The sequence below is a fragment of the Hydrogenophaga sp. YM1 genome, assembly GCF_016903055.1.
Lineage (GTDB): Bacteria > Pseudomonadota > Gammaproteobacteria > Burkholderiales > Burkholderiaceae_C > Hydrogenophaga > Hydrogenophaga borbori.
The window spans coordinates 451,940-467,880 of sequence record NZ_CP070223.1 but is presented as its reverse complement, the minus strand read 5'-3'; the positions used below and the strand labels follow the sequence as shown (position 1 = coordinate 467,880).

Sequence of the window (15,941 nt, the reverse complement as noted above, 5' to 3'; positions counted from 1 at the left end):
ATTGTGAGCAAGGACCACTCATTCATTCAACAGATTGCAGCCAACTCCGGAGAAGAACCGGCGGTGGTCAAGCGAGTCATCGAAGAGTTTTGCCTTGGCCTGCGTAGGGGACTGGACGAATACAAAGGGTTAAACGGGGACTACATCGGCGAGCAGCTCCATTGGGATATCAGTAACCGAGCTTTCTTTCACCTGCTCGGATTCCTTGACCTGTTCTCGGAAAAGTACCAATGGGAGCCAGGCTCGGCCCGTGAGTACGTCTCCCGCCTATTCACCGAGGATGAGTGGAAGCCATTTAGTCAGGAATATTTACGAGCCAAGTCGCCCGACCATCCTCAGTCCGGGAAACTGACGAGCGGCACACTTGAGGCGTTCTGCTCGGCAGCATACGCGTGCGCAATGAGCCTGATGAGCAACGCCGCCTACGTACAAAAAGAACTTCCGTCGGTCGAGTTGCCTGTTGATGTGCGCGCTTCAATTGAGTCTCTCTGCGCGGACTGGATCGGAACCAAACACGATGTCATCCACGAGCTCGACGAATTGAAGGAAAGCTCAAATATCGACGATCGAATTCGCCGCATCATGAGCTGGCTTGGCGAGGACGTGGTCAAGCTTCAGGATCAAGTCCGCAGGCTGGAGACGCTGGCCACATCGGAGGATCAGTACAGGCTGGCATATTTGTTGGTCGGTGAATCTGGTGGAAACATTCTGAGAAGCTTCGTCGCAGCTGGCGAGTCGGCGGATCGAGTGCTTGCAGGACGCTGATTGGACATCAGGAGCAGCGAAGCAGCCAAGCGGCTTCAGCCTCGCGCCGAGTAACGAGCCCCGGCAGCACCTTCCCGCCCCCATAGACCCACCGGCGCAGCTCCTGGCAAGCAGCAGCCCAGTCACGCTGATTGACGCGCCGACGCAACGTTGATGTCTGCAGCCGCCCCGCGCCAAGGTTGAACGTGAAGTCGACAATGGCCGCTAGCCGCCCCTCCGGCTCAGTGGCCAGCACTGGGCAGAAGCGCAGCGTCGCCGCCAGTGCAGTCTGCAGATCGCGCGCCAGATAGACCTCAGCCTCTGCCTCCGTGATCGGCAGGTGCTTGGGATCGCAGAGATGACCGTACCCAATCGTCCAGAACCCCGCTGGGCAGATATAGGGAACGGCAGCGATCTCGACTCCGCGCTTCACCTTGCGCTCGAATCCCTCAAAGCGCTTGGCCAATTCGATGGCCGCCTTCGGTACCTCGATCACGGCCGCACCCGGTCGAACACCCGCCCGAGGAACCAGAAGTTGAGCACCCCGGCCCACAGAGCCTGATCTGCTTCCGTCCATGCGTGCACGATGGCTGTGCTCCAATCAGCGCCTGCAGTCACGGCTGCTGCGAATGCCGCCGTCTTGGCGGCGCAGTAAAGGGCCATGAACCAGTAGGTGATCACGGGGCGCACGCTGATCGACAAGGCGTCGGCCCAGCGAACCCCGGTTTTCTCGCCCTGAGTCCGAACGGCTTCGCGCAGGGTCTCAATGGCTCCGACGTTCCACGCGGCATCGGCACCCGCGCCGATTTCCGACATTCGCTGCGCGCCACGCAGCTTCTCGAACTCCAGCGCCTTGTCCTGCATCGCGAGTTCGTGGCCACGCTCGCCTTTACGGTCGAGCCATTTGAGGATTTCAGGTGCGAGACGGAAGGCCCCTCCGAGGAGACCACCGAGCAAGGTCTCGATCATTGCGGGCCCCCCATCAGTTTGAGCTTGATGGCGGCACCGACCAGCAGAGCGGCCAGGATGCCGGTGGTGATGACCTTGACGGTGGTCTGCCACGCCGTGCGACGGGCATCGCGCCAGGCTTCCAGCAGGTCGCGCAGTTCACGGATGTCGCGGGCGGCGTGGCCGTTTTCCAGGCCAAGGTGGGTCAGGACACGCTCGGCTCCGCGTTCAGCGGCACGGTCCAGCAGTTCGTCGAAGTCCTCGCGGCGCAGAAGAAGCATGTTCTCGACGAGCGCGGGCTGTTGTTGTTCGGGTTCGGTCATAGCAGTCTCCAGAAATGCGAAACCCGCCCAGTGCGTGAACATCTGGGCGGGCTTCGGGTGGGTACGAAGATGGGAAATCAGATGGCGAGGCCTGCGCTCCAGCCGGTGGACTTGTAGGCCGAGAGCTTGGCCTCGTCCTCGATGTAGCAAAGCCAGCCGATCTTGGGCGAGTGGTACTCCCAGGCATCGGCAATGCGCACCGCGATCTGGTTGGTTTTGCCTGCCCACACGCCCGTGGCAGCGGCAGGAATGAGGTAGCGGTCGCCGTTGGCGGGGCTGGCCGGTGGTGTGGTCAGGTCGCGGTCTTTCACGGACAGGCCGACCACCGCGCCGAGGCGCTTGAGGTTGGCGTCCATGCCGGTGTCCCAGCCGCTTTCGCCGAGCGTCCAGCCGTAGTTGAGTCCAAGGTTCGGGTCGGTCGATGACATGGTTTATCTCCAGAGATTCGATGCTTGGCGAATACGCCGGACAGCTTCCGGATCGCCGGTTCGGTGGCTTTGCTGCGGGTGCTGTCGCCAATGACGCCCAACGATGGGCAGGTAGAGCACGCCGCCGCGCTTGGCTACGAGCAGGGTCAGCAGCCAGTCGGCGAAGTTGTTGAGGTCGGTGGTTTCCTTGAGCACGGCTTCGACGACGGAGCGTCGCATCACGATCAGGCCGTGCACGTGGCTGGCGCTGTTGGCGTGTTGCCAACGGCTGTAGGCCAGACGCCGTACCGCGATGTCCTGGCCGTCTTCGTCGGTCAGCGCTTCGTCGGTGTAGGCCATCACGGCCTGCGGGCAGGCATCCAGCGCATCAGCCAGTTGTGTGAAGGCACTGGCTTCGTACAAGTCGTCGGGATCGACAAAGGACACCAGCGGCAGCGTGCCTTGTGCGTAGCCTGCCGCGCGTGCCTCACCAATACGGCCCGGAATGCCGGGCAAAACGTGCAACTGGATCGGTGCGTCCTCGAGGCTGGCGATGCAGGCATCCCGCCATTCCGCAGGCTCGTTCAGGGTGAGCAGATGAACATCAATGCGTGCTTCCATCACACACCTCCCCAATACTTTCCCCAGCGCAGGCCGTAGCCCGCGCGATCCAGGACTCGCACCTGCGGCTGCCAGCTGCTCAAACCATCGCGTTCGGCACTGATTTCGACTGTGATGCGGTCGCCCAGCGCACCGGCATCCAGCGCGGCCACTGCTGCCGTCCAGATGTAGGCGGAGCCGAGCAGCCCCGTCTCAGTGCGAACCAGCACGTTGTTGCGATTGCGGATTTGCACCGTGTAGGTCACGCCCAGTTCTGGCCCGATATCGCCTTCGTCTTGCTGCACGAGGTAGGCTGTCTGCTGAGTGCGGTCGCGATGTGCCCACGCGACGTTGAGATCACCGGCCACAACGGCAGGCTCAGTCTGGCCATTGAGGCGGATACGACCGGGTGGATACGGCAAAGCCTGCCGACCGGTCAGCACCATCGGCTGCCCATTGGCGGCCAGCACAGGATCGCCCTGATCGGTAGATGTGCGAGGAATCGCGCCCACGAACACCGACTCGCCCGGGGCGCGTTCGGCACCTTCCGAGGCCAGCCATTCACCAACACCGATCAGTTGAGTCCCCGAGGCATGTGCTTGGGGTGTGGTGTCGAGCACGCCGCGTGCGAGATCGATGGTCGCGTTGGCAGCATCGAAGGCCAGGACGGCAAGGGCCTCTGCAATTGCCCCATTGGCAGCCACCAGATAGGCGTAGTCGCCCACGGCCAGTCTCTCCGGCTGGCTGATGGCCGTCACCGGCACACCGATGGCATCGAACTCGCTGGCAGGCAAAGCCACATCGAGCGTCAGCAGTGGTGCGTAGTCTTCGCCCACCACGGCAGTGAGGTCTCCGCCCGACGCGCCGGTAGCCAGTTGCCAATTCAGTTGCCCAGTGCCACCGGCGGCAGCCAGCGCACCGAGATAGGTGTCCGTATCGGTCAGGTAGGCCAGATCTGCGCGCGACAAGCGCCGGGCCAGTTCCCAATACGGCACCTCGACGGCCAGCGCCAAGGCGGGCGGCAAAGGTTCGATGGTCGGCTCCTCGACGTGCGGTGGCGGGGGCGACAGCACGGTGTTGCTCATCCCGAACACATCCTCCATGGCTTCGATGCGCCACTCGGCCGCGCCCAAGGTGCCGGTGTCGATGCCGGTGACGCGCACCACCATCTGATCCACACCCAAGCGCGGCCAGTTCAGCAGAAATACATCACCCGGCAGCGGCGCACGCTCCAGCGTGTCGCGTGCCACCGTCAGACTCATCCGGGCCAAGGGCGAACCCAAGGCGCGCAGGTCACGCAAGGCCAGCCGGGCAGCCAGCGGCCCGTAGTTGACGCCAGGGTAGTCGCGGCGCTGATTGATCACGCCGCCTTGCAACTGGATGGCGGCCAGGTTCTCGACCGTAACGGCAGCATCACCGCCGGTCTGCCAGTCGGTGTAGACCACCGTTAACTCGTTGGGCAACTCGCCCCACTGGGCGCGCTCGAAGCGTTCCAACCGCACGATTTCGTCAGGCCCCAACTGCGGCAGGCTGTCGATCCAATAGTCGTCGCGCAGCAGCTTGAGCTCAAACGTGCCTTGCTCCGGGTCGGTGTAGAGGATGCCGCCAATGTGGTCGATGACCTGGCCGATGAAGCTCTCGATGGGCTGCTGCCGTGTCCAGATCAGATTGAGGCCGAAGCCCTCACTCGACAAAGCCCATGCCGCGTTCCAGAAGCTCCAGCCGATGGTGCTCTGCGGATAGCCCATACCCCAATGCGGATCGGTGAGGCACTGCACCAGGATGTGCGCCGGGTTCATGCCGACGCTGATTTCCCGGCCTTCGTCCTCATCCCAGGTGCGGACTTCGGCATTCCATTCCATCCACGGCGCATCGAACCAACCCGCTGTGAAGCGCCGGACGCGCACTGCCCACGGTTTGATGTAGGGGTTGTTGGCCGCGAACAGGATCTTGCGTGCCACCAAGGACAGCACGCCCCGAAATGCCGGAATGGAACCGCCGAGGCGGCTCATCAGGTAGTCGTTGCGTCCTTGTCCGGCATGACCAGAAAGCACATCGATGGTGCCGACCACGCCGCCTTCGCGCTCGTCGCCGCCAAAAAGAGTGGGCTTGTTGATCGAGAGGCTGCTCAGCCCATGCCCGCTGGACAGCGGCGCACGGTCGGCATCCCCCCACGCGGTACGGTCTCCCATCTGGATTTCCTGCACGGCATCGACGGGACCTTGGCACAAGGCCAGATGCAGCCCCATCCGGTAGCGGTAGCCAACGGTTTGCGATTTGCTGCTGCCACCCATCAGCCTTGCTCCCGCTGGCTGGATTGATTGCGGGCGTGCTCGACCACACGTTGGGCCATTGCATCGCCGGTGGCCAGCAAGGTGTCGGCGTCACAGCCTTCCCGCAGGAAAGCGCGGAAATCCAGGTCGTGACGCGCAAACCACGTACGCGTGCCGTTCGCGCACAGGCCCACGGCGCGCACGTGATCGATGGTGATGACGGTCTGCGTGGTCATTTCTTGCCACCTTTCTTCTTGATCGGATCGGCTTCGAGATCGCCATACCAGACGACGTTGGAGCCGCGCAGCAGCACTGTGCCGAACACGACCGGGATCGGTCGGCCTTCTTCTGCGGTGGGGGCATCGACGTCAGATAAGGATGCCGGTTTGGGTTCGGGCGGTTTCGGTGCGAGCGCGACCGAAACCAGCGCCGCCACCACGATGACGACGAGGTACCACATGGCGATTTCTCCAGGGGTTCAGAACACGCCCGTCGAGAACGGGTTTTTGCTCGGGATGGCGGGAAAGCCGCCGTAGTTGTCGAGGTTGCCGAAGCGCGACTCGCACGTGGCCGTGCTGTGATCGCAGCCGACCGTCAGCAGCACCTCTGTGCCGACTTCAATGGCCACCGGATAGAGCAACTCGACGCCACCACCGTAGTCATTGACGATCATGTGGCGCGCACCTTCCGCGGTTTGCAGCCAGCCACCGGCCAAGCCACCACTGACGCTGCCGGGCGTGCCACCGTCGAGATCGACGTTACGGCCATTGCTGTTGCTCACCAAGGCGCTGGCAGAAATCGGTGAGGCACCACAGGCAGCCGAATACAGCACGTGGGAACACTTGCGGCTGTAGAGCCGCCGCAACCCGATGCGCTTGAGACTGACCTGCGCGGACTCGCAGCGAATGCGAGCCACATCGTCAGCGACTTCGACGCCCAGCACCCGGCCCATCCAGCGCGTGCCGGAGATCCACCAGTAGTCGCCCCAGGTATCGCGCCGTCCGATGCGCAGGGTGATCGAGGTGGTGTCGCCGGTCAGCGAGTTGGCGAGCAGGTGGCGCACCAAATCACAGTTCGGCGGCAGTTTCAGATCCAAGCCAGCCTTCGCAGCTTCAGCACCCAGCGCCAGTTCGTTGCGTTCCAAGGCCAGGCTCTTGTAGAGGTTGCCATCCAGATCAACATCGAATTCGTGCGGCGTTAGATAGAACTGCGCGCTGTTGCTGGCGAAGGCGTATAGCTCGACTTCCAGCAATGGGTTCTGGCTCATCGTGCTTACTCTCCCTCGTAGGTTTGACGGTCATTTCCGCGTGGTTCGGGCAACTGGCGCGCGGTCAAGGTGATCTCCAGCAGCGTCGGGCTGTGCCAGTACAGATCGATGGCATCGTGGTCGAGGCGGCAGCGCACGAGGCGAATGACGCGGCTGCCTGCGGGCACCCAGTCGTCGAGACCCGAGCGCAGCACCAGCACACCGCCTTGATCCAGATGGCAGGTCGCCGTCAGGGCGTACTGCCGATAGCCGTCTGGGTGCACGATCAAGCAGGCGGCGGGGCGATGCCAAAATTCTGAAACTCGCGCGGAGATGTCTTTGCCATCCACGCGCAGGAAGCCATCTTCGGGATCGGCTTCGACGGTCACCCACAGGATCGGAGCCAAGCCATCGGGCAGCCAGAAGGCTTCCAGACGGCCTTGGGTGCGCCACAACCGCGCCCGCCAGATCTCGATTTCATCGAGTGAGCTGGCCAGATAGCGCCGCTGCAAAGTTGTCGTCGCCCACGGATCGTCCCGGCGCACCCATGGATCTGCAGGCGAGAAGTCTTGGCGGGTGATCGTGGCTTGCGCGGCAGCCGTCGGATCGTCACGCCAGTTGCCATCTGGCCAGACCGGGATCTCGTCGAGCCACGGGTCATCGAGGACATCCTGGTCGGGCAATGGCGCAGGCTGGATCTGAGTGGGAATGTTGCCGCCGACCATACCGGGTACCCACTGCGTGAGATCCGCCGGATCGATGGTCTTGCCCCACACCAAGGGCATGATGGTGCTGCCCACGGCTGCGGCGCGTGCCAAGGGCTCCGTCAGCCACAGCAGATCGCTTTCCACATCGCTGAGTTGGGCGATCTGCCAGCCATCGGCGGCGATGATCAAAATCCAGCGGCCATTGTTCTCAGTTTCCTGCCAGCCCTGCACCCCGTCGTAGGTCAGATGCACATTGGCCGAGAGTGGCCCGAACCGGCGCCCGTCAGCTTCGGTCACATTGAGTGCCAGTGCGCCACGTTCGCAGGACTCGGTCAGGTGCACCGCGTACTGCGGCAGCGGCCACAGCGCCATTTGACCGAGATGATCGGCCAGCCAGTCGGCCACCAGGGCATCGGTCTGTCGGGCGCTGCCCACCTTGTAGGTGAGCCAGCGCCGAGGAACACGTCGGCGTGCTTGACGGGATTCGTTGCCACTGGCCAGCCGTGTGACGCTGGTCTGCCACTCCAGCCGTTCCACAAGGGGCTCCATCCAATCATGACGGAAGGCAAACACGCCGCGTTGCGCATCCGGCCAAGGCTGGTCGCCGAAGGCATCCATACCGGTGGCGACGATGGCGCTTGAGGCCGTATCACGGCGCAACACTTCGACCAGAAAGGTCGGTGCATCGATGGGTGGCCAGGGGCCCGCCAAGGATTCCGCCAGCATGCTGGCCGCCAGATTGGGAGGCAGCGGAGCGACAGCTGTTTCCGGCGTGAAGCTGGCTGCGGTCGCCCCAAAAGTGGCACGCGAGAGCACTTCACTCTGGAAAGCGGGCAGTTCGCTTCCCGGCGTTGGTTTGCTGGAAACCTCCGCGAGGTCTTGAACGACGACGCGATCCGTCATGCCGACTCCACGCCGAACTCAGCGGTATTGAAGGCGGCCTCCGTCCACTGCACGTTGCCGTTCGGATTACGCTCAAACAGCGTGCTCTGCCAGGCCAGTTGCTCCTGCAGAATGATGTCGGTGCTGACGGCGCTTTGCGCACCACTGACCACGAGGCCTTTGAGCTTGCCCAGACCGGCATCGGTCTTGCGCGCCAGCATGGTCAATTGCACGCCGTAGATGGCGGGCGTGGCCATCACCGGCAGCGGCTCGACATCGAAGGACTGGCGCAACCCCACGTTCGGCGCATTGATCGCCGTAGCTTCGTCCTCGTCGCTCACGGCTTCCCATGCGGCCAAGTTACCTAAATTCGCGACCGGACTGACGGTCCACTGGTTCAGGCTGCCATCGGCCTGTGCCTGCAAGGCATCGACGCGCACATCACCGAGAAAGGTGTTGTTGATCGTGCCGCTGGTATCGGCGATGTAGAAGTCGTCGACGTCGATGGTGAGCGGGCAGTTTTGGCCAGGCACTGCACCCACGAATGCCGTGAGCAGTTGGCCACCGCCCTGGATGGTGTTCTGCGCTGTCATCTGGATGGCCAGGATGCCGTTGATGCGCACGGACAGAATGCCGTTGCTGGTGCCCTGCGTGACCTGCAACTCGATGTAGTGCCAGCCGCGCGCCGGAGCGCTGGCGACTGAGACAGAGATCAACTGGTCATAGCCGTATTGCCAGCGGTAGAGCTTGAGCCGACCGTCCTCGCCGATTTTCACGAGATGCGCGACCTGCGAGTTGGCATCGCGCACGCCCAGCAGCAGCGGCTCGGTGTAGGTGTTCTGGTACGGCACCACGCGAACGGCTGCCCCGACGATCAGGCTGGTCTTGGTGGCGTCGAGGTTCTTGACATAGCCGCCACCCGAACCTTCCGGCAAACGCAGGGCATAGGAGGACGGACGACGGCCATTGATCCGGGTGGCCTGCGGTGACAGATACGCCGCCTTGCCACGTGCGAGCCACGGATCGCCAAAGCTGTCCACGGCCTGCGGGTCGTAGTGATCGAAACCGTCGATGAACAGAAGTGCCATTGGATTTACCCTTGCAGCGCCGCACGGATGGCCCGTGCATTGCGCCCGATGATGTTGACGATGACTTTCTCTCCGGCAGGCGACTGCAGGTGGTCGTGGGTCACACCCGGATCGACCGCGTTGACGATGCGCACGGCCTGATTCATCTGCGGCTGCGCGGGCGGCACTTTCACCTCCGGTACCAGCCCGCCCGCTGCGAAGGCCAGTTCGCCACCCTTGAAACGTGGGCCGGCCGACAAGCCGTTGAGCGAGTCGAGGAAGGCCACGCCGACTTGGCGCACGGCGGCCGCCCGCACCACGTACTCGCCTGCGGACAGACGCGCCGGGATCGAATCCGAGGTGGCGCTGCCCGGCCCGGAGACCAGGCCGCCTCCCGCGAACTTCTTGATTCCACCCAAGAGCGCCATCACAGCGGCGACCATGGCTACCATCGCGGCCACCGCGAGTGCCGGGCCAACGTAGGGAATGGAAGCCTGCGACGCCGCCGCCCCAGCTCCCGCCTTGGCCGCATCCATCGACACCACGGCGGTGGTTTCGGTGGTCTTTTGGGCGACCTTGGCGGCGCTGGCCGCCGCATCGACGGTCTGCTCCTGCTGGATGAAACCGAGCTTGAGCGCCAGCATCCGAGCCTGCATGGCGATCCACTGCTGAAACGGCTGGATCACGATCTGCTGCAGGAAGGCATCGGCCACCTGCTGAAAGATGCTCGCCAAGGCACTGCGCCAGGTCTGCGCGCCGGTGATCATCCCGTTGAGCGCACCACCAAAGCTCTCGCCGATGCGATTCCACAGCGGGGCCATTTCATCGACCGTGAGCTTGGTACGATCCAGCTCGTTGCGCCACGCCTGCACGCGATTCACCGCATCCGGCCCGATGGCCTGCGCAGCTTGCTGCATGGTCGGCAACAGGCGCTCCATCTCGGTGGCTGATTGCTGTTGCAAGGCCACGATCTGCTGACGCGCCTGTGCTTCGGTTAGCAGCCCAGCCTGCTGCTGGGTCTGAATGGCCTCCTGCGCATTACGCAGACGCTCAGTGACTTGCCGCCACTGAGCTTCAAGCGCAGCCAGATTGGCCTGTGCAGCCTTCACATTGATCAGCCGATCAACGAGCGACACGCCGTCGGCATCGCTTTCTGCCGCCAGTCGCGCCCGTAGATCGCGGTAGCTGCGCTCAATGGCTGCTTGCCGGTCGGCATCCGTGGCGGTGCCGGTGATCTGGGCCAGTTCCTCACGTGCCTGCGCCAAGGCATCGGCCAGCTCACGCTCGGCTTGCGCTGCCTTGCGCGCATTGGCCTGCTCGATGTCCGTGCGCCGGTTGTTGAGCGTGATCAGGTCGGCTTCCGCCTTGGCGACCTCGGCCTTGGCTTTCAGTCGGTCGTTTTCCGATTTGCCCGTGGCGGCGACTTGCTGACTGCGGGCCAGCTCCTGCTGCTTGCGGGCAATCTCGGCATCGACCTCGCGCTGTTCGAGGGCAGTTTTCTGCGTGTAGTAATCGCGCACCGATACCAGACGGTCTTCGAGCGCAGCATCCAGTGCAGTTTGTTGCCGGTTCAGACCGTCCTTGAGCAGCGCGAACTCGGCGTCCAGCTGCGCTTTCATCAGCGTGGTCTGCGCGCCGGTCGTGTCCTGCGCTGGCTTGACGCCTTTGGGCTTGGTCAGACGCTGAAGCAGTTCCGGATCGGCCTGGATCTCGGGTGCCTTGACCTCGATGGGCTTAGGGTCGAACAGGCTGTCACGAAAGGACGCCAGTTCATCCAGCCGTTTGACCAGATTGCCCTTGAGGTCGGCAATGATGGCCTTGGCCCCATCGGTGTTGCCCTTGAGCGCCTCGACCGCCGCCGCCACACCGGCACCAATGGCCTCGCCCAAGGCGACGAAGGCCTTGCCAACGGTGGCGGCACCCAGTGCCAGGGTCTTGAGCACCAGCACCACGCCGTCCAGGATCGCGCGCAGTGTGCCGCCTTGCTTGGCCGACTCGACCATGCCACCGGCCATATCGTTCAGGGCGGGCAGCAAGGACGCGATGATCTGGTTGCCGATGCTGGTGGTGGCCAGTTTCAGCTTGTCGAGGGCATCGTTGAAGTTGCCCGCCTGCGCCGCCGTTTCGCTGCTCATCTGCACGCCGAGCGCGTGCATCTCGGCAGCCAACTCGTTGATGCCGTCGCGCCCCTGATTCAGGAACGGGATCAGCTCGGCTCCCGACTTGCCGAACAGTTGCACTGCCAGCGCGGTTTTTTCCGCGCCATCGGGCATGGCCTTGAAGCGCTCGGCCAGATCGAGTAGCACCTGATCGGTGGCGCGCAGGGTGCCGTCCTGGTTCTTGAACTCGACACCTACGGCGGAGAATCCGCGCGCGGCATCTTCCGATCCGGTCGCGGCCTCCAGCATCGTGGTGGACAGCTTGCGCAGCCCCTTCTCGAACGATTCGCCGGACACACCGGACTGCTCGGCTGCCGGTTTCCATACCGACAGGGTCTCGACGCTGACACCGACACGTTGCGACATCTCATCCAGCGCATCACCAGTGTCGATGGCCGATTTGACCATCGCGGTCAGACCGGCCACGGAGACAGCCACCCCGAGGTTGGCCAGCACGCCGTTGACGCCCTTGGCGGTGTCGGTGAGGCCGCCCAGCCCGCGCTTGATCGAGTCGAAAGCGGTCTTGGTCTGGTCGACGGCACTGATCAGGATTTGGGCACGATTGCTTGCCATCAGACTTTGTCCAGTTCTTGTTGAATCGCCCGCGCCAAGGCAGTCAGTGCGCGTTGCACGCCACCCGCCAGATTCAGTCGTCGTTTGAGATCGACGCGCTTGACCAGCACGGCGATGGGAATCTCCTGGCCACACTTGATCTGCTTGGCCCCGGTACGACCACGCTCGGCACGTTTGAAGCGGCCCAGCTGCCCGGCGCTCTCTTTGATGTTCTCGGCCATGAGCAGCACGCGACCGTTCTTCTCGATGAAGAAGGCATTGCCCGAGCGCATCAGGCCGTCAATGACCGCCTTGAAGCGCTTGGGGCCGATGCGCCCGGGCAGCAGAGGTATCAGCAAATTGCCGCTCACCGTGCCGCCTTTCTCATGCAGACCGAGCCAAGGAATCTTGCTGCCCACCAGCAAGGCGGGCAGCAGTTCGGGCTTCTTGTCGAACACCTTCACGCCCATCGAGGAGATGAAGCTGTTGCGCTTGACGGTGAAGGCACTGCGCATCTCAGATCGCGCCGCTTCACGCACTTCACGCCCGCCCGATTGCATGCCCTTGGCGACAGCGGTGTGGATGGCACGACGCCGCTCGGTACTCCACGCCGCCAACTGGCGCGGGTCCAGCAGACCGGTGGTAGTGAGTGAGAGACGCATGGGTCAGTCCTTGAGCAGATCGCATTGCAGTTGTTCAATGCCTCGCTTCTCGCCCTGTGCTGCCACGGCATGAATGCCGAGCAGCTGGGCAAGTTGCTGCCGTTCGATCTGTCCGTCGGCATTCAGAAAGGCTTGCGCCTGCGTGAGCGTGTAGGCCATCACATCGCCAAGCCGGTGCCCGGCGCGGATCAGGCGGGCGACGGCACCATCCCACCCACATTGCCAGCCGAGTTCGTCAGTGAGCGCAGCGTCGGCGCGAGTCGCTGGGCCGCGCCCTGAATCGCCGGGACGACGTGCGCCACGAAAAAATCCGCGTTCACCTCGAACACGGCGGCGGCCAGTTGCACGGCGTCCTCCAGCGACAGGTCGTTGATCCACGCGCGTTCACGCCGGGTGGTGATCGCCAGCAAATCCAGCACGGCATCGCCGTGCCGTCCCAGCAGCGCCATCCAGTCCGGATCGCTGGTGATTTCCTCGGCCAACGGGCGCACCACGGCCAGCAGCCGTGGCAACTCACCCAGACGGATCGGCGTCAGTTCCAGCGCGGTGCCGGATAGCGTCACGACCACAGGCTCAGGGGGGAATGTCTTGAAGCCGTCCATCACAGCAGCACCAGACGGCCGAACTGACCGAGATCACCGCCGACTGGCTTGGTCAGATCCGCCAGCACTTGGCCCGAAAGCTCGAACTTCAGCAGTTCGTCCGTGATGATCGAGAGTTCCTTGGCCGGGTTGATGGCCACGCGGTAGAGGTCGATCACCACCTCGCGGTTGCCGTCGGCGGTGTTGAGCCCCTCGAAGCGAATCCATCGCTCGGGCAAGGGCTGGGTGAACATCGCCGTGCTCTGCGCCGCGCCATAGGCGTAATCGACGGTGAACGGCTCGGTGTACGGGCCGCCCGACGTGGCATCGAGCACCACCAGTGAACCGTGCTTGGCATTGACGCTGTACTGGCTGGCCGGGAGCGTCTTTGGCGTGGCATCTGAGTCCTGGATCTGCACCGCCGACACGTTTTGCATGGTCAACGGATACAGACTGCCCGGGGTGACAGGGTTGGGCAGTAGTTCGCCAGTTACCGTGCCGGGGGTGATCGTGGTTGTGGTGCCGTAGAGCGCGAGCGCCAAGTTGGTAGCGATCAGCTCTTCCAACGTGCAGGCGAACTCGCCTTTCTTGGTCTTGATGAGCTGGAGGTCAGTCAGGCGCTGACCCGACTGCGCTTCCTGGTGCTCGATGGTGTCCACCGACAGCGACACCTTCAGCTCGGGCACGTTGCCGACGAAGGTCAGTCCTGCTGGATTGCCGAGGTCATCGCGTGCGCCGATGTAGACGCGGCCTTGTCCGGAAAAATAAGCCATGTTCAGTCTCCTTGGGTGGCTGCAGTTGTGGAAACACCAGACGTGGCATCACGGCGGGTGGGTTTGGAATCGGTGGCTGGGGTGGCCGCTTTGGCCGTGCCTTGTGTGATCAGCCAACGGGCGCTGGCGTCATTCAGATCAAGGCGATCACCCACGGCGAGGCGCTTGCCTGCGTGGGTATGGGGTTTCAGTAGTTCGATGTGCATGGGTTCATCCTGTTTGGGTGAGGTCGATGGCATGGGTGCGGTAGCGGATCTCGTAGCGGGCGGGGAGCGCGACGGCCCCGGCGTCGGCGTCGTCGAACTCCCATTCGCAGTCGATCTCGCGCACGGCGATGGCCAGACCGCCCAGATTCGGGTCGGCGAGCATTGCCGCGTGGGCCGCGACCAGCGCCTGGTCGGCGACGTCGAAGGCATCCGCACCGCGTGCCACCACGGCAAGCCGGACGATCAGCAATCGGTCGACCAGGTGGTTGGCGTGGGCGGTGATGCTGTCGCCATCGACGAACAGCAGCAGCGCTGGACTGGCCTCGCGGGTGACCGGCACGGCAGGCATGCGCAGCACCGGTATCGGGGCAATCGCAGATGCCAGGCGCGTGACGATCTCCCGCAAGACGCGCTCGCGGACGGAGTTCATGGGGTGTTCCTCAGAGTTGGGAGAGCGAGGCGCGACGCTCGGTGCCGTCGCCGATGGCGCGCACGTCGCGCACCTGATAGGTGTTGCCTGCCACCTCGACCGTGTCCCCGGCAGCCAGCGTCAGCCAGAACGCCGGGTAGTCGATCTGGTAGTCCCGCGATAGCGCAAAACCATCCAGCACGGTTTCGTCCGGGGCACGGAAGGCGCAGTGCACGGTGCTGCCTGCCACCGTGACGGCGGTCAGCAGTCCTGCGCTGCGGGCCGCCTCGTACAACGTCGCGACATCCATCAGGCTGCAACGAGCTTGATCAGCACGCCCGGGCGGTGGCACATCGGCAGCGGGTTCGACTGCGTGTGCAGATCGGTGCCCCGGTCGAACTTGCGCGGCTCCTGCTTGGCATACAACGGCTGGCCGATGGTGTTCACGGTCTCGTTGAAGTCCGCAGGCGCGAAGTACGTGGCGAAGGTATCCACCGTGCCGACCGGGAAGGCATGGGCTTCCCCTGCGGCAATGAAGCGGCGCGACCCCAGCGTGCCGTCGGCCTGCACAAAGGACGCCTGGCCACGGTATTCCTCGAAGGTGATGCCGCTGTAGCTGAAGCCCGAGCGCATGTCGTTGATCAGCACTGCACCCTGCTGCCAGTTCTGGTAGGCGGTCTTGACCTCCTTGTGGGTGGTCAGCGCCCGGAAGAACTCGGTCGAGCACAGCACATGCACACCGGTCGAGAACTCGCCGGTGAGTCCATCTTCCATGAGCCCCAGCAGTTCCAGGCAGGCAGTCTTGATTTGCCCGTTGTCGGCCGCCGTCGAAAACTCGAAGGACACCGATTGCGCAGTGATGTCGAACTCGTCGAATAGATCGACGAGCTCACTGCCATCAGCGTCGAGAATCTTGCCCTTGAGCGCCCCCATGCGCAGATGCTCCAGAGTGATCGCGTGCTTGTTGCGCATGGTCTCCAGATGGCGGGCCATGACACCGCCGATGGCTTCCATTTCGGTTTCGGAACCGAAGGCGCGCAGTCCTTGCACTTCCTCTGGCAGCACCACGTCGTCGTGGGGGATGTGCGGGATCACGAAGGAGCGCAGGTTGCGCTTGCCACGTTCACCCACCGTGCCGGGCGAACCGGGCGCGCGGGTGGGCAGCAGGTTCAGACGACCGGCGTACTCCTCGACGATGATCTGCCGGGTGCGCACCGGCTTGGCCGGGAACAGGTTGAGTTGCTCCAGCCGCCCATAGCGGTTGGGCAGGAGGTTGATGGCGGCCGTCAGGCTGGCCATCGAGAAGCCGGGGTTTTCAAAAGGGTTCTGCATTTGGGATCTCCAGAAATGACGAAACCCGCCAGCGGCGGGTTTTGGGGGGAGTGAAATGGATCGTCGGGAC

21 protein-coding genes are annotated in these 15,941 nt (G+C 63.6%); 1 reads left to right on the top strand and 20 read right to left on the bottom strand.

Annotated features, from left to right (window positions below; genetic code table 11):
* The first annotated feature begins 3 nt into the window (after nucleotides 1-3).
* On the top strand, nucleotides 4-765 hold the full coding sequence (locus JNX00_RS02365) for a hypothetical protein (RefSeq protein ID WP_204743975.1): 762 nt from the start codon (nucleotides 4-6) through the stop codon (nucleotides 763-765).
* Between the two features lie 7 nt (nucleotides 766-772).
* Here JNX00_RS02365 and JNX00_RS02360 read toward each other — a convergent pair whose 3' ends face one another.
* The 20 genes from JNX00_RS02360 to JNX00_RS02265 form a co-directional block, all read right to left on the bottom strand.
* Nucleotides 773-1,240 carry a lysozyme gene (locus tag JNX00_RS02360; RefSeq protein WP_204743974.1) on the bottom strand — a complete coding sequence of 156 codons (468 nt, stop codon included), beginning with the start codon at nucleotides 1,238-1,240 and terminating at the stop codon, nucleotides 773-775.
* A complete protein-coding gene (locus tag JNX00_RS02355; protein ID WP_204743973.1) occupies nucleotides 1,237-1,713 on the bottom strand; it encodes a hypothetical protein in 477 nt (158 codons plus the stop codon). Before JNX00_RS02355 ends, JNX00_RS02360 begins: the two co-directional genes overlap by 4 nt.
* Nucleotides 1,710-2,015: a DUF6127 family protein gene (locus tag JNX00_RS02350; protein ID WP_020200523.1), complete on the bottom strand. Its 306-nt coding sequence runs from the start codon at nucleotides 2,013-2,015 to the stop codon at nucleotides 1,710-1,712. The genes JNX00_RS02355 and JNX00_RS02350 overlap by 4 nt, the downstream gene beginning before the upstream one ends.
* Before the next feature lie 77 nt (nucleotides 2,016-2,092).
* Nucleotides 2,093-2,443: a DUF2793 domain-containing protein gene (locus JNX00_RS02345; protein ID WP_204743972.1), complete on the bottom strand. Its 351-nt coding sequence runs from the start codon at nucleotides 2,441-2,443 to the stop codon at nucleotides 2,093-2,095.
* 3 nt (nucleotides 2,444-2,446) lie between these two features.
* Nucleotides 2,447-3,043, bottom strand: coding sequence for a hypothetical protein (locus tag JNX00_RS02340; protein WP_204743971.1), 597 nt, complete (start codon nucleotides 3,041-3,043; stop codon nucleotides 2,447-2,449).
* On the bottom strand, nucleotides 3,043-5,316 hold the full coding sequence (locus JNX00_RS02335) for a phage tail protein (protein ID WP_204743970.1): 2,274 nt from the start codon (nucleotides 5,314-5,316) through the stop codon (nucleotides 3,043-3,045). Before JNX00_RS02335 ends, JNX00_RS02340 begins: the two co-directional genes overlap by 1 nt.
* Entirely contained in the window at nucleotides 5,316-5,531 is a 216-nt protein-coding gene (locus JNX00_RS02330; protein ID WP_204743969.1) for a hypothetical protein, read from the bottom strand. The genes JNX00_RS02335 and JNX00_RS02330 overlap by 1 nt, the downstream gene beginning before the upstream one ends.
* Complete coding sequence (locus tag JNX00_RS02325; protein ID WP_009521704.1) at nucleotides 5,528-5,755, bottom strand: hypothetical protein; 228 nt, start codon at nucleotides 5,753-5,755, stop codon at nucleotides 5,528-5,530. Before JNX00_RS02325 ends, JNX00_RS02330 begins: the two co-directional genes overlap by 4 nt.
* Nucleotides 5,756-5,773: 18 nt before the next feature.
* Nucleotides 5,774-6,562: a DUF2163 domain-containing protein gene (locus JNX00_RS02320; RefSeq protein ID WP_204743968.1), complete on the bottom strand. Its 789-nt coding sequence runs from the start codon at nucleotides 6,560-6,562 to the stop codon at nucleotides 5,774-5,776.
* Nucleotides 6,563-6,567: 5 nt separating this feature from the next.
* The gene (locus JNX00_RS02315; protein ID WP_204743967.1) at nucleotides 6,568-8,151 is read right to left on the bottom strand and encodes a hypothetical protein; all 1,584 of its coding nucleotides are present in this window, start codon (nucleotides 8,149-8,151) and stop codon (nucleotides 6,568-6,570) included.
* A complete protein-coding gene (locus tag JNX00_RS02310) occupies nucleotides 8,148-9,218 on the bottom strand; it encodes a hypothetical protein (RefSeq protein WP_204743966.1) in 1,071 nt (356 codons plus the stop codon). The genes JNX00_RS02315 and JNX00_RS02310 overlap by 4 nt, the downstream gene beginning before the upstream one ends.
* 5 nt (nucleotides 9,219-9,223) lie before the next feature.
* The gene (locus JNX00_RS02305; RefSeq protein ID WP_204743965.1) at nucleotides 9,224-11,929 is read right to left on the bottom strand and encodes a phage tail protein; all 2,706 of its coding nucleotides are present in this window, start codon (nucleotides 11,927-11,929) and stop codon (nucleotides 9,224-9,226) included.
* Nucleotides 11,929-12,570 (bottom strand): DUF6441 family protein, encoded by a 642-nt coding sequence (locus JNX00_RS02300; protein WP_204743964.1) that lies wholly within the window; start codon nucleotides 12,568-12,570, stop codon nucleotides 11,929-11,931. The genes JNX00_RS02305 and JNX00_RS02300 overlap by 1 nt, the downstream gene beginning before the upstream one ends.
* A 3-nt stretch (nucleotides 12,571-12,573) precedes the next feature.
* On the bottom strand, nucleotides 12,574-12,729 hold the full coding sequence (locus JNX00_RS02295) for a hypothetical protein (RefSeq protein WP_204743963.1): 156 nt from the start codon (nucleotides 12,727-12,729) through the stop codon (nucleotides 12,574-12,576).
* 29 nt (nucleotides 12,730-12,758) lie between these two features.
* Entirely contained in the window at nucleotides 12,759-13,172 is a 414-nt protein-coding gene (locus JNX00_RS02290; RefSeq protein ID WP_204743962.1) for a hypothetical protein, read from the bottom strand.
* The gene (locus tag JNX00_RS02285; protein ID WP_056931665.1) at nucleotides 13,172-13,924 is read right to left on the bottom strand and encodes a hypothetical protein; all 753 of its coding nucleotides are present in this window, start codon (nucleotides 13,922-13,924) and stop codon (nucleotides 13,172-13,174) included. The genes JNX00_RS02290 and JNX00_RS02285 overlap by 1 nt, the downstream gene beginning before the upstream one ends.
* A gap of 2 nt (nucleotides 13,925-13,926) precedes the next feature.
* Nucleotides 13,927-14,130: a hypothetical protein gene (locus tag JNX00_RS02280; RefSeq protein ID WP_082306638.1), complete on the bottom strand. Its 204-nt coding sequence runs from the start codon at nucleotides 14,128-14,130 to the stop codon at nucleotides 13,927-13,929.
* 4 nt (nucleotides 14,131-14,134) lie between these two features.
* A complete protein-coding gene (locus JNX00_RS02275) occupies nucleotides 14,135-14,560 on the bottom strand; it encodes a hypothetical protein (protein WP_024958046.1) in 426 nt (141 codons plus the stop codon).
* 10 nt (nucleotides 14,561-14,570) lie between these two features.
* Entirely contained in the window at nucleotides 14,571-14,849 is a 279-nt protein-coding gene (locus JNX00_RS02270; protein WP_204743961.1) for a hypothetical protein, read from the bottom strand.
* Nucleotides 14,849-15,871, bottom strand: coding sequence for a major capsid protein (locus tag JNX00_RS02265; RefSeq protein WP_020200538.1), 1,023 nt, complete (start codon nucleotides 15,869-15,871; stop codon nucleotides 14,849-14,851). Before JNX00_RS02265 ends, JNX00_RS02270 begins: the two co-directional genes overlap by 1 nt.
* Nucleotides 15,872-15,941: the final 70 nt, after the last annotated feature.